General features: G+C 44.3%; 11 protein-coding genes. 6 read left to right on the plus strand and 5 right to left on the minus strand.

Translation table 11 applies throughout. From position 1 onward, the window contains the following. Nucleotides 1-112 precede the first annotated feature (112 nt). Genes DB520_RS24405 through DB520_RS24420 form a run of 4 tightly spaced genes read left to right on the plus strand, consistent with a single transcriptional unit; the run spans nt 113 to nt 7,232 of the window. The gene (locus tag DB520_RS24405; protein ID WP_232835137.1) at nt 113-3,451 is read left to right on the plus strand and encodes a VCBS repeat-containing protein; all 3,339 of its coding nucleotides are present in this window, start codon (nt 113-115) and stop codon (nt 3,449-3,451) included. 32 nt (nt 3,452-3,483) lie between these two features. Continuing rightward, the gene (locus DB520_RS24410; protein ID WP_114752403.1) at nt 3,484-4,851 is read left to right on the plus strand and encodes a TrpB-like pyridoxal phosphate-dependent enzyme; all 1,368 of its coding nucleotides are present in this window, start codon (nt 3,484-3,486) and stop codon (nt 4,849-4,851) included. A gap of 25 nt (nt 4,852-4,876) precedes the next feature. Then, nucleotides 4,877-5,794, plus strand: a complete 918-nt coding sequence (locus tag DB520_RS24415) for an amidohydrolase family protein (RefSeq protein ID WP_114752404.1) — start codon at nt 4,877-4,879, stop codon at nt 5,792-5,794. 13 nt (nt 5,795-5,807) lie between these two features. Further along, nucleotides 5,808-7,232 (plus strand): Gfo/Idh/MocA family protein, encoded by a 1,425-nt coding sequence (locus DB520_RS24420; protein WP_114752405.1) that lies wholly within the window; start codon nt 5,808-5,810, stop codon nt 7,230-7,232. A gap of 55 nt (nt 7,233-7,287) precedes the next feature. Here the strand turns inward: DB520_RS24420 and DB520_RS24425 are convergent, their stop codons facing one another. From DB520_RS24425 to DB520_RS24435, 3 genes are read right to left on the minus strand one after another with little or no spacing between them, the layout of a single operon-like run. Next, complete coding sequence (locus DB520_RS24425; protein WP_114752406.1) at nt 7,288-8,328, minus strand: vWA domain-containing protein; 1,041 nt, start codon at nt 8,326-8,328, stop codon at nt 7,288-7,290. Next, complete coding sequence (locus DB520_RS24430) at nt 8,321-9,220, minus strand: hypothetical protein (protein WP_232835138.1); 900 nt, start codon at nt 9,218-9,220, stop codon at nt 8,321-8,323. The genes DB520_RS24425 and DB520_RS24430 overlap by 8 nt, the downstream gene beginning before the upstream one ends. Next, nucleotides 9,213-10,091, minus strand: a complete 879-nt coding sequence (locus DB520_RS24435) for a DUF58 domain-containing protein (protein WP_114752407.1) — start codon at nt 10,089-10,091, stop codon at nt 9,213-9,215. The genes DB520_RS24430 and DB520_RS24435 overlap by 8 nt, the downstream gene beginning before the upstream one ends. Before the next feature lie 118 nt (nt 10,092-10,209). Here DB520_RS24435 and DB520_RS24440 point away from each other — a divergent pair, with 118 nt between their 5' ends. Beyond that, the gene (locus tag DB520_RS24440; RefSeq protein ID WP_114752457.1) at nt 10,210-10,548 is read left to right on the plus strand and encodes a DUF4296 domain-containing protein; all 339 of its coding nucleotides are present in this window, start codon (nt 10,210-10,212) and stop codon (nt 10,546-10,548) included. After that, nucleotides 10,545-12,944: an endonuclease MutS2 gene (locus tag DB520_RS24445; RefSeq protein ID WP_114752408.1), complete on the plus strand. Its 2,400-nt coding sequence runs from the start codon at nt 10,545-10,547 to the stop codon at nt 12,942-12,944. The genes DB520_RS24440 and DB520_RS24445 overlap by 4 nt, the downstream gene beginning before the upstream one ends. Nucleotides 12,945-12,967: 23 nt before the next feature. On the opposite strand, the gene DB520_RS24450 is transcribed toward DB520_RS24445, so the two are convergent. Continuing rightward, the gene (locus DB520_RS24450; RefSeq protein WP_114752409.1) at nt 12,968-13,405 is read right to left on the minus strand and encodes a nuclear transport factor 2 family protein; all 438 of its coding nucleotides are present in this window, start codon (nt 13,403-13,405) and stop codon (nt 12,968-12,970) included. A gap of 11 nt (nt 13,406-13,416) precedes the next feature. Beyond that, the gene (locus tag DB520_RS24455) at nt 13,417-13,893 is read right to left on the minus strand and encodes a DUF5004 domain-containing protein (RefSeq protein WP_232835139.1); all 477 of its coding nucleotides are present in this window, start codon (nt 13,891-13,893) and stop codon (nt 13,417-13,419) included. Between the last annotated feature and the right edge of the window lie 40 nt (nt 13,894-13,933).

Genomic DNA, 13,933 nt, shown 5'->3' on the forward strand with positions numbered 1-13,933 from the left:
TTATCACGTTATTTATCTTAGAGTATCTTCAGTTTAACGAATAGTTACTGTAAGTTTTCTTAATCACTTTCCCCGAAATTATACTGGGAAGCTAAAACAAATTATCATAGTCATGTGCAATAGTTGGAAGGGTAGGGCAATATTGGTTTCCTTTCTCCTAACAGGTTGGATGTATCCTGTGTGGGGTCAACAGAAGTTTGAGGAACTGGCACCGAGAAAGACGGGAATTAAATTCCAAAATAGTCTAAAGGAGGATAAACAAACCAATATTCTCACTTACGAATACTTCTACAATGGCGGAGGGGTAGCAATAGGCGATATCAATAATGATGGCCTGGATGACATTTACCTCACGGGGAATATGGTATCTAATAAGCTATACCTCAACCAAGGAAACTTCAAATTCAAGGACATTACGAAAGAAGCCGGGGTGGAAGGAAAGGATGCCTGGACCACTGGTGTGGTAATGGCCGATGTCAATGGAGACGGTTGGTTGGATATATATGTATGCTATTCTGGCAAGGGAGACCCGGAGAAAAGAAGGAATCAACTCTTCATTAATCAAGGAGATGGCACCTTTGAGGAGCAAGCCAGTTCATTTGGCTTAGACGATCCCTCAAACAGCATTCATGCCCTTTTCTTCGACTATGACCTGGATGGGGACTTGGATATGTATCTGCTTAACCACAATACCAGTGTGATTAATGAAATAGAGTTTGACGAGAATAGAAGGGACAGAAACCCAAATGCCGGGGACAAGCTTTTCAGAAATGACAATGGCAAATTTGTGGATGTAAGCAAAGAAGCCAACATCATGGGAAATTCCATGGGGTTTGGCCTTGGGGTGGCGGCATCAGACGTCAATGGGGACGGCTATCCGGATCTATACATATCTAATGATTACATAGAGCCGGATTATTTGTATATCAACAATGGGGATGGGACTTTTACCGAAAGCCTAAGTGCTTACCTTCAGCATATCTCTTATTTTTCTATGGGCTCTGATATCAGTGATATCAATAATGATGGCTTACCGGACATTTATACCCTGGACATGCTTCCTGAGGATAATAAAAGGCAAAAGCTACTATATGGCCCAGAAAATTACGAACAATATGCCTTGATGGTAATGAAGGGGTTTTACCATCAAAATATGCGGAATATGTTGCACCTAAATCATGGAAATGGTCTATTTAGTGAAATAGGGCAACTAGCTGGTGTCTCCAACACTGATTGGAGTTGGGCGGCGCTATTTGCAGATTTTGACAATGACGGATGGAAAGACCTGTTTGTTTCCAATGGCTATTTTCGGGATTACACCAATAGGGATTTTTTGAAATACAAAAGCGACTATTATTTTCAAAAAGCCAGGGCTAAGGAGACTGCGGATACCTTGCATCTAGTTACCACTATGACGTCTACCCCGGTGCATAACTACATCTACAAAAACAACGGGGACCTCACCTTCAGTGACAAAACCAAAGATTGGGGTTTTTCGAAACCAGGTTTTTCCAATGGTGCTGCTTATGCGGATTTGGACAATGACGGGAACCTGGATTTAGTGGTAAACCACCTAAACGGTCATGCGGGTATCTATAAAAACGAAGGAAATTCTGACCATTTTCTTCAGGTAAATCTCAAGGGTGAGGGGAAAAACACTTTCGGGTTGGGGGCAAAGCTTCATCTATTTACCCCAAATGGGGAACAGTTCCTAGAACAGCAGCCATCACGGGGTTTCCAATCCTCTGTAAGTCCTCGATTACACTTTGGGCTTGGCAAAAATGCCGAAGTAGATTCCTTAAAGGTGACTTGGCCTTCCGGAAGAACACAGTGGGTGAGAGGAATTTCAGCGGATAGGGTTATAGCTTTGGAGGAAAAAGAGGCAAATCATCCTTCTGAAAAGCCTTCCGGCAAAGTGGATGATCCATTATTTACCCAGATCGTACCCCCTGTTAAATTTGAGCATGTGGAACTCGGATACAATGACTTCAAGCGGCAGCCTTTGTTAAACCACATGCTTTCCCCATGTGGGCCAGTCATGGCCGTTGGGGATGTCAATAATAATGGGTTTTCGGATGTTTTTGTAGGAGGCTCGGAGGAGCATCCCGGAAAACTTTTCTTTCAGGTATCCACCGGACAATTTATAGAATCACAGGGTCTTGATTTATCCCAGGACATGGCTTCCACGGATGCAGATGCTGTGTTTTTTGATGCCAACGGGGATGGCTGGCAGGATATTTACCTGGTGAGCGGTGGATACAATGATTACGAAAAGGGCGATAAAGCACTGCAGGACAGGTTGTATATCAACCAGGGAGGAGGGAATTTCAAAAAAGCCATGTCTTCTTTACCCGATATGAAAACTAGTGGTTCCTGTGTAAGGCCAGTAGATTTTGACGGTGATGGCCACGTGGATTTGTTTGTTGGGGGGAGGGTGATCCCCGGTGAATACCCGCTAGCACCGACTTCCTATTTGCTAAAAAATGACGGGAAGGGAAATTTTAAGGTGGTTACAAAGGATTTTTGCCCTGAACTCTCAAACATTGGTATGGTCACGGATGCGGCCTGGATAGATGTAAATAAGAACGGGTGGATGGATTTGGTGGTCGTGGGCGAATTTATGCCGGTGCAAGTGTTCATCAACCAGGAAGGGAAGGGTTTCGAAAACGAAACCGAAAATTTCTTTGAAGATCCATTGAACGGAATGTGGTCTTCGCTAGCCGTCGGAGATTTTGACGGGGATGGTGACCTGGATTTAATTCTGGGGAATTTTGGCCTCAACTCCCAACTTCAGGCTTCCCCGGAGATGCCGATTGAGTTGGTGTATGGTGATTTTGATGATAACGGATCCATAGACCCCATTCTCACGCAATATATACAGGGCAAATCCTACCCTTTTATGAGCCGTGACGAATTACTGGATCAAATGTATAGTATGCGTAGTAAGTTTACCGATTACGCTTCCTTTGCAGATGCTACTCTATCGGATGTTTTGAGCAAGGATCAAATAAAAAAAGCCAAATCGCTTAGGGCAGATGAGTTGAGGACCCTGTATTTGGAAAATAAAAATGGGAGCTTTAAGGTGCATGAGCTTCCTATAGAGGCACAATTTGCTCCAGTCTATGCTATTTCTGTGATGGATTTTAACGGGGACGGGCACTTGGACTTTATCCTGGGAGGAAATCAAAATGCAACCAGGCTACGCCTCGGAGTTATGGATGCAAACTTTGGGCAGGTGTTTTTGGGAGATGGTAGTGGATCGTTTAAAACCCTACCCAAAAAGGATACGGGACTGCTCTTTTTGGGGGATGTAAAATCTTTGCAACCTGTGAAAATGGCCCATTTGCAGTTGTTGTTGGTAGGCATTAATAACCAAGGGGTAGAAGCCTATCTGCTGAACAACCCGGAATCGCTTAAGAATATTCGAAATTTGTCAGATAAAAACAATTAATTCATCCAAAATAAACCCACCAAACCAAATCCATGATAAAAAGAAAGATTTTGCTGGAAGACCACGAAATACCAGAGAAATGGTACAACGTGATTGCCGACATGCCCAATAAGCCTTTGCCACCTCTGCATCCCGGAACACTGGAGCCTATTGGGCCTGACTCTTTAGCCCCACTTTTTCCCGAAGCCCTAATCAAGCAAGAGGTTACTACGGATAAATGGGTAGACATTCCCGATGAGGTAAGGCATATCTACAGCATTTGGCGCCCTACCCCCCTATACAGGGCATATGGCCTGGAAAAAGCCCTGGATACACCTGCGAAAATATATTATAAATATGAAGGGGTAAGCCCTTCTGGCTCCCACAAACCCAATACGGCTATTCCTCAGGCCTATTATAACAAGCAAGAAGGCATAAAGAGGATAACAACAGAAACCGGAGCCGGGCAATGGGGAAGTGCATTAAGTTTTGCCTGCCAGCATTTTGGGATAACCTGTGAGGTATATATGGTGAGGCTTTCCTATAGGGATAAACCGTATAGGAAGATCATGATGAATACCTGGGGAGCAGAAGTATATCCCTCGCCTTCTGAAAGGACACAGGCAGGAAGGAATATCCTTGCAGCTAACCCTGATTCTCCGGGATCCTTAGGAATAGCAATCTCGGAGGCAGTAGAAATGGCAGCTACCAGAGAAGACACCAAATATGCATTGGGAAGTGTGCTCAATCATGTCAAACTCCACCAAACCATCATTGGTTTGGAAGCAATCAAGCAATTGGAAAAGGCGGGGGACATGCCCGATATCGTAATTGCTCCCTTTGGAGGCGGGTCTAATTTTGCAGGGCTCTCGTTTCCTTTTATCCGCTTAAACCTGGAAGAAGGTAAAAACATTAGGTGTGTGGCAAGCGAGCCGGCATCTTGCCCTAAACTGACCAGAGGGGTGTTCAGGTACGACTTTGGTGACACGGCAGGAATGACACCGCTTTTGCCTATGTACACGCTTGGGCATGACTTCATCCCCGCCCCTATACATGCAGGTGGGCTGAGGTATCATGGTGCCGGAGTGATCGTGAGTCAATTGCTCAAAGATGGCCTAATAGAGGCCAGTGCCCATGACAACCTTGAAATATTTGAGGCAGGAGTCCTATTCGCACGGGCCGAAGGTGTGATCCCTGCCCCAGAAGCTAACCATGGAATTGCCACAGCTATCGCAGAAGCCAAGAAGTGCAAGGAAGAGGGAACCTCTAAGACCATCCTGTTTAACTTGTGCGGTCATGGCAATTTTGACATGAAGGCTTATGAGGATTATTTTGCAGGTAAAATCCAACAACACGAATTAAGCCAGGAGGAGATTAATGCCTCTATTGCAAGACTGGAAACCCCGGAAATCAACGCATAAACATAGCTGAACCCACCCCATTGAAATGGACAAAAGAAGTTTTATTAAAAGGGCCGCTCTTGGGGCAATGGCAGTAAGCCTTAAACCAACTGCTTGGATAACCGCGGGGGAAGAAACCCCGATTGTAGATACCCATCTTCACTTATGGGACAGGTCAGTAATGGATTACCCATGGTTAAGTGGGATTTTGGACAGGGATTTTTTGGTGAAGGATTTTAGCCAAGCCACACAAGGAATTCCAATTAAAAAAATGGTATTCGTGGAATGCGCAAGGAAACCCGAACAATACCTTACAGAAGTAAAGTGGGTGGAGGAAAGAGCCAGGGAAGATCAGAGGATTCAGGGTATGGTAGCCTATTTTCCGCTAGAAAAAGGGGAATCGTATAGGAAAGAAATGGAGGAATTGGCTGGGCATAAGATAGTGAGAAGCATCAGGAAGGGGGTGGATAAAGAACTACTGCAGAACAGACAATTTCTGGAGGGGGCAAAAATGATGGATGAAAAAGGCCTAAACTATGACCTTAATATACAGCCGGATCTTATGAAGGAGGCACTAAGTTTTGTAAGGAAATTCCCAAACATGCAGTTTATTCTAAACCATATTGCCAACCCCTCCATAGCTAGTGGCCAGCATTGGGAAATCTGGAAGGAGCAGTTGGTGGAGTTGAGCAGGCTTGACAATGTAAACTGCAAAGTTTCGGGAATGATCACAAAAGCAGACCCATCTTCTTGGAAGGTGTCGGATCTTCACCCCTATTTTGACCATGTGATGAATACTTTCGGCCCAGATAGGGTAGTATATGGGGGGGATTGGCCAGTGGTGTTAAGGGCCGGCAGTTACATGGACTGGATGCAGGCCTTTTTGACCCTTACTTCTGACCTTTCGATGGACGAAAAAGAATTGCTGTATTTTAAAAATGCCGAACGCATTTATAGAATTTAACTGTACGTAATTGATGAACAAGGAAAACACAAAAATAAAGGGGGATTTGCCTCGCAGGGATTTTGTAAAGAAAGCCGCATTGGCAGGCGCAGGTTTCTATATTGTGCCTAGGGCTGTATTGGGTGGCCCCGGTTATGTGGCCCCCAGTGATAAAGTAACTATCGGACTGGTGGGAGCTGGAGGAAAGGGCCGGCAAAATGCCGAGGACCTGATGAAGCTGGATGATGTCAGGATTACCTCCATTGCAGATCCTGGGGAATATTGGGATTTGGCAAATTTTTATTATAGGTCAATAGCCGGAAGGGGCCCAGTAAAAAGATTGGTTGAGAACTTTTATAAGGATAAGGATGATAACTTTAAACTCAACGAATACTTGGACTTCAGGAGGTTACTAGAAAAGGAGCAGGGCATAGATGCCATTTGTTGCAGTACCCCCGACAATACCCATGCCTATATCACTTATCTGGCGATGAAAAGTGGTAAGCACGTATATTGTGAAAAGCCACTTACTCATAATATTTGGGAGGCTAGGCTGATTAAAAATTTGACCGAAGAAACAGGTTTGGCCACCCAAATGGGAAACGTGGGGCACAGTACCAATGGTATCAGGGAAACAGTGGAATACCTTCGTGCAGGAGTGATTGGAGAAGTACGAGAGACCCACTCTTGGGTACCTGCAACGCGATGGATCCCCGAAGTGAAGGGAATGCCTCAGGAAAGTTCCACCAAGCCGAATGGGTTTGACTGGGACCTTTGGCTAGGCCCCACTCCGCATAAACCCTACCATGAGTGGTATTCTCCGGTAACCTGGAGGGATTTTTGGGATTTTGGATGTGGTGCTTTGGGGGATTTTGGCTGTCATGATATGGATGCAGCTACTTGGGCCTTTGAATTGGATTATCCCGAAACGGTACAGGTGTTTCCTGCTGGGTTTAGCAATGAGGATATTACCCCCTATGGAGAAATTGGCTACTATCATTTTCCCGCTAAAAATGGCTTGCCGCCTATAAAATTGACTTGGTATTCTGGGGGACTGAAACCCCAATTGCATAAAGATTTGCCGAACGATTATAACTGGACTTCGAGGGGGACGCTTTTTGTCGGGGAAAAGGGGATAATCGTCAATGAGGGTGGAAATAGGGCTCCCAAGGTCTTCCCGGAAGAATTGGCAAACCGGATTCAAAAACCCAAAGAGGTGTTGCCAAGAAGTAAGGGGCATTTCCGGGATTGGGTAGATGCCATCAAAGGAGGGCCCAAGTCGAGTGCAAACTTTGAGTATGGTGCTCATCTTACAGAAATTACCCTTTTAGGTGTACTTTCCTTGCGATTGGGTGGCCAGAAAATAATATGGGACGCTGAAGCTTTGAAAGCAAAAGGTATCCCAGAGGCAGACCAATACATCAAAGAACCTGTAAGACCGGGATGGGAAATGGGTTGATTTGTTGAAATATACGGAGGAGCCTAACCTAAGGGCTCCTTCAATTAACACAAAATCAGTCCATCAGAAAATTATTGAAGAAGGTATTTTTAAGTCCCAGCCAAATAAAGAAGCAAACTACTCCCCAAAACAAGTATGCCCTGTAGTAGTCTATGGTTTCTTTATATCGGGACTCTATGATTTCCGCTTTCTCCAATTCATCAATTTGTTCAAATATATTGTCAAGTGCATTGCCGTCTGCCGCTCTAAAAAACTGGCCATCTGCGATTTTGGCAATGTCCCTCAGGGTACTTTCATTTAGATAGCTCTCTATCATTTGGGGCCTGCCGAAAAAGTCCGTTCCATAGGGTACCATACCATCTTTTCCAACGGCTACTGTATAAATTTTGATATCCATGGCAGCGGCAAGCTGTGCGGCAAAGACAGGGTCTACATTGCCTGCATTATTGTCCCCGTCGCTTAACAGTACCATTACCTTGGATTGGGCTTCTGACTCTCTCATCCTATTTGTGGCAGCGGAAAGGGCACTTCCTATTGCTGTGCCTTTTGCGTCCATCATATTGAAAGAAATGTCTTTGATCAGGTCCTTTAATAAATCGTGATCGGTGGTGAGAGGGGCCAAAGAAAAGGCCTCACCTGAGAAAATCACGATACCTATCCGGTCCCCAAACCTACCATCGATGAAATCTATCGCAGTTTCTTTTGCGGCCTCAAGCCGGTTGGGGGTGAAATCCTGCAAGTCCATAGATTCTGAAATATCCAATACCAGCATGATGTCTATTCCCTCCGTAAACTGTTCCACCTTTTCGTTGGTGCGCTGAGGTCTGGCCAATGCAATAACGATCAACCAAAGGCAAAGCATGAAGAAGAGCATGGGTATAAGCCTTAGGTATGTCCAGGGGTTTTTTCTAGACCCCAGCTTGGGGACAGACAATTCCAGAACAGGGTTGTTGATGATCTTGGCAAACTTCCTGATCAATAGGATCAAAGGCACCACCCAGAGCAAGTGCAAGGCCCAAATGTTTTCCCATTCATAAGAGCGGAAGGTTTCTGGTGAAAACCAAGTCCACGACAAATAGGGCAGGGTCTCATTCATGTACGTGGTATTTATTTATTTTGTCTTCAAATATTTCGGTGGATACTTCCCTGAGTTTTTCACAAGAAACTGGAATATCGTCCTCCACTTTGTCCGCATAAATGACCAATTCAATTTTCCTGAAATCCCTGAGAAGATCTGGCAGAGCCAAATGTTGGGCGATTTCGGTGGATGTCCATTCCCGGAATGGTTTTCCCGTGAGGGATTCCATGTAGCTTTTCCACAAGCCCAGTAGTTCGTCGGCAGATTGCAGAGAGGGTTGTTCTAATAACGTCCTTTTTGCATTTTTCCATCTTTCCAGAAAACGTTTCCTTTTCTTCCTCTCCAAATACACCAACCACATGCTCATTAGTTTCTTTCCGAAGAGAAAATAGAGGGCTACCAATATACCAATGGAAAGTAAACCAAGAAGTATAAGCCTGGGATAATTGAAACCCATAGGAACCTTGAGGTAGCTGTTGTTTTCTTGGAAACTTAATCCCTCCGGGATTTCGTCTATGGTTAAAACGAGTCCCAGCAGGGCTTCCTCAGGAAAGTGAGAAATACTGTCGTATCGCAATACCTCATATACAGGAAGGCTAATCCTGCGTGTGGGATCCAATGAAAAATTGGACAAATAATAAACCGCAGAGTCCAAAGTAATGCTGTCTTGGGTGGTGGAAGTAAAGGTCTGTTTTTCCAAAAATTCCATACCCCCAAAGTTGTAGGTAGAATCAGGAAAGAGGATGTCCAAGGAGGCATGGTACCTAGCCTTCAGTACGTACCCCACCCTTTCGCCTAATTTGGCAGAGTCCTTTAGGAAATAGCCATCTACCTGTACCTCCTGAGCATGTGCCGAGGAGCAGATAATGGAGAAACAACCAATAAAATACAGAAATAGATATTTACCCACGCTTCATGCTACGGTTTCTTGTTTTAAATAGTTCCATTAGGGGTAACACAATATCCTGCCCTGTACCTATTTGAAGGTAATTGACTTGGTTTTTTTTACAAAGTGTCCTCAATGATTCTCTATCTGCATAAAAGGATTTGAATATTTTTTTTGAAAATCCACCAAAGGCTGTGTTCACCCAGGTGGTTTTACCATTTTCTTTATCATAGAGGGGAACAATCCCAAGGGAGGGCAGGGCTGACTCCAGGGGATCCGTCAGTTGAATAGCTACCACATCGTGTTTATTGGCCAAAGCTTTCAGGGGATTTTCGTACCCCTCATCTATGAAATCAGAAATAATGATGATTATACTTCTCTTTTTGATCAGGTTGAGACAAAAGGTAAACATTCCCTTCAAGTCAGTTTTCAGGGAGTTGTTTTTGTGATTGAAGACTGCCTTAATTATTTTTACGGCCTGCCGGGGGCCTTTGGAAGGCATGACCAAATTCTCTTTTTGGTTAGAATAAGACACTAAGCCTACCTGGCTACCCTCAAAAACGGCGGCTAAGGTTAAGACGCCAGCTATCTCCTTGCCCAGGTCTATTTTTTTTCGCGTTTTCCCTCCCGTCTCTTGTGAACCACTAATGTCTAGGAGGAAAAAAACAGACTGGTCTTTGTCCTCTTTGTAAGTTTTAACAAAAGTCCCATGCCCTTTGGCTGAAACTTTCCATTCTATCGTGCGTATATCATCCCCGTACTGATAGGGCCTGAGGTCGTCAAATTCCAGGCCTGCTCCCTTGAAAATGGATTGATAATCACCTTGCAGGTGGTTATTTGCCACTTTTCGGAGCATAATTTCGTACCTTCGTAATTTCTTGACGAGTTGGTTCATAAAGCTTTTAGGAATGAAAGGCCTAATTTAGCAGTCTCATTTGAATAATAAAACGTCTTTAGGATCACATATTGTCATTTGTCTTAGGAATATGGTAATTTTGGCTGTGAGAAATTTTATGTTATTGTTGGCATTGGGTTGCTTACTGATAGGTTGTGGTGCGAAAAACAGGCCAGATGGTGTACTTAATGAAGACAAAATGGTGGCAATATTGATTGACATCCATTTAACGGAGGGGTTTGTGCAGGCACTACCCATACCTTATGATTCTTCAAAAAGGCTTTACCCCATCTTAGAAAAGGAAATTTTTGAAAAACACGCCGTCAGTGACAGTGTTTACCTTCAGAGCCTGCAATTTTACTTGAGAGATGCCATAAAAATGGAAGAGTTGTATGCCCGTACCATCGATTCTTTGACGGTAATAGAAAAAAGAGTGGAACAACCTGCCCAACGATGAAGACATACCCTGCAAATTTAGAGGAAAAGATAAATTTTGATAAGATAAAATCCCTGATAAAAGAAGCTTGTACCAGTAAGTTAGGGGTGGACTTCGTGGAAAAAATTGCCTTCTGCAATGATGGAAAGCTGGTGCAAAAGCTTATTGACCAGACCGATGAGTTCAAGAAGCTTTTGACATCTGGAGAGCAATTCCCTTCCTCCAATTTTGTGGATATATACCCCTATCTTGAAAAAGCCAAGGTGCCGGGGACCTTTCTCTATGAGGATGAGTTTCACCAAGTCAGGCTAGGTCTGATTACTCTTTGGGCCTGTGTGGAATTTTTTGACAAACATCAAGAAGATTACCCCCAGCTTTGCCAATTGCTGGGTATGGTGGCAGATGACCGCTCACTCTTAGGAGCCATCGACAAGGTAATGGATGATAAGGGGAAAATAAAAAACAATGCCACTCAGGAGCTCAGCTTAATCAGAGGTCAGTTGCTGTACGAAGAGAGCAGGTTAAGGAAAGTACTGGACAGTATATACAGAAGTGCAAAAGCGCAGGGGTTTACACCGGATGATGCCTCCATCACCATTCGGGGAGGAAGGATGGTAATCCCAGTACTAGCTGAATACAAGCGCAGGATAAAAGGTTTTATCCATGACGAGTCGGCTACAGGACAAACGGTGTTTTTAGAACCTGCGGAGGTTTTGGATATCAATAATGAGATCCGTGACCTTGAGTATATGGAACGGCGCGAAATTCAAAAAATACTCACCAAACTTACCGACTCTCTTAGGGAATGTATACCCGAACTTAGAAAATCCTTCCAGTTTTTGGGATTGGTGGACTTTATACGTGCCAAAGCAAAATTTGCACTTCAGACGGACAGCGAAAAACCCCTCCTTGTAAAGCAAAAAAACGTCCATTTTAAAGGGGCCAGACACCCCCTATTGGAACTTACATTTAAACAGCAGCAAAAAAAGGTGGTGCCCTTGTCCCTGAACCTAGACCATAACAGGAGGATACTGGTGATTTCCGGCCCAAATGCCGGAGGAAAGTCAGTGGCGCTAAAGACCACTGCCCTACTCCAATATATGCTGCAATGTGGGCTTTTGATCCCCGTTGATCCCGAATCCACCTGCTGTATTTTTGATCAGTTTTTCATTGACATTGGAGATGAACAAAACTTGGAAAACGACCTGAGCACCTACAGTTCCCACCTTTTGAACATGAAGTATTTCACCACATTTTCTAACAAGAAGACCATTTTTTTCATCGATGAATTTGGGACAGGCACAGAACCGCAATTTGGAGGAGCCATTGCAGAAGGTATTTTGATAGCCCTCAACAAGGCTGGGGCATTTGGGGTGGTGACGACCCACTATGGGAATCTCAAGCAGTTGGCCTCCAAGAGTCCGGGTTTGGTAAACGGGGCCATGAGGTACGATGTAGATAAGTTGGAGCCACTGTATCAGTTGGAGACTGGGAAGCCGGGGAGTTCCTTCGCATTTGAAATAGCTGGGAAGATAGGCATAGCAAATGAGATAATCCTTCATGCCCGTGCCCAGGTGGGGGAGACAAGAGTGAAGTATGACAGACTTTTGCTTAAACTGGAGAGTGAAAAAAACAATTATGAGGCCCTACTTTCCGACAATCAAAAAAAGGAGAAGTTGCTTGCCCAGCGCATGGAAGAATATAATACGCTAAAATCTTCTTTGGAGGAAAATAAAAAGGAAATCCTCCATGAGGCCAAAGTCCAAGCAAAGGCAATTATAGATGATGCCAATAGGAAAATAGAGCATACTATCAAGCAAATTAAGGAGCAAAAGGCAGAGAAAGAAGCTACCCTGCAGTTGAGGAAGTCTCTGGAAGCCCATAAATCCACCTTGCAAACCGACCCAAGGAGCAAGAAGGGGAAGGCTTCGCCTGCGCCTAAACCTGAAGTAATAGGAGGGGAGATCAAGATAGGAGACCAAGTCAGGTTAAAAGACAATGGTGCCTTGGCGGAGGTATTGAGCATTCAAGGTAAAAATGCCGAGATTAGTATAGGGGAATTAAAATCCAAAATCAAATTGGACAGGATGGAAAAGGTCTCCAACACGGTAGTCAAAAAAGCAAAGAAAGCCAGATCCATAGGGTTTGATGCCAACCAAAAGATGGTGGATTTTTCTCCAAATTTAGACATTAGGGGAAAAAGAGCTGAAGAGGTACTTAGTTTGCTTCAGCCCTTTATTGATGATGCCAATATGTTGGGCTTGTCGGACCTCAGGGTTATACATGGCAAGGGAAATGGGGTTTTAAGGGACCTCACCAGGAATTTACTGAAAAAAATGCCTGCAGTCATGAAAGCAGAAGACGAACACGCGGATCGTGGGGGTGCAGGGGTAACGTTAGTTACCCTGAACCCATGACCCAATGATGTGAAATTAAATTTTTATCTTTTGAAGGCCTGCCTGGCCAATAATTTCCAGCTTTTACCCTCTTTTTGCCAGACCAATAGTATGCCTAAGTTCACGTCTGCTGGATCCGCTCCTTTGTTATGCGTGGTTCCACTAAGATTGTGTCTCACTAAGGCTACATTGCCAGAAATATCGACACTTTGTTCGGAAAGGTTTATGCTGGTGAAATTGGAATCCCCACTTGCCAAGGCCTGCACAAAGTCTTCTTGGTTTTCTATTACCCCATTGGAGTGGCCATAGGTCAGTTTTTTGGAGGAAAGCGAAGTTAGTTTTGCTCTATCCCCATTTAACATTGCCTCGCGCAATTCTTCTACCGCCTTTTCCACTGCCGGGACTGCTTTGTCCTGCGCAATAAGGGAAAGGTTTACAAATAAAAATAAGGCTAATGCAAAATAAAGGTTTTTGGGTTTCATTGTTGTTTGTTTTAGTTTTTAATTCTTAGTTCAATTACGTAAAATCCTGCCAACGCGCTTACCCTTGCATTTGAGGGAGGGGCCACTGTGAATTCCAACCGTAGGCTTTCCTGGTTTCTGGTAAACGCAATTTCCCTGCCCGATGCAGGTTGGTTGCCAGTAAGCAATAGCCTATCGAGGTTTTCACCTGTCACCGACCAGGATCCATTTGCGTTGAACAGGTTGCCTCCATTTGCTGTGGTATAATTTTGTCCACCGGTATTGTTGAGGAAGGTTATTTCAAAATTTGCAAAGTCACCAGTTTGAGAAACTCCATCCTTGGAGACCGAACCTCCGCCGGCGATAGCCCAAGTAAGGCTGCCTTGCTCACCTGCAAGTTGCTGCCTTGCTTCTTGCTCTGGGCTTAATTGAGGGCCATCATCATCACTGCCACAGGAAATAATCAGCGGAAGGATGGACAGCACCAATAAAAGGACTTTTTTGTTCATGATAATAGTTATATAGCAACCTGTAAATTTACTCAATATG

Source organism: Pleomorphovibrio marinus (assembly GCF_003347495.1).
Taxonomy (GTDB): Bacteria; Bacteroidota; Bacteroidia; order Cytophagales; family Cyclobacteriaceae; genus Pleomorphovibrio; species Pleomorphovibrio marinus.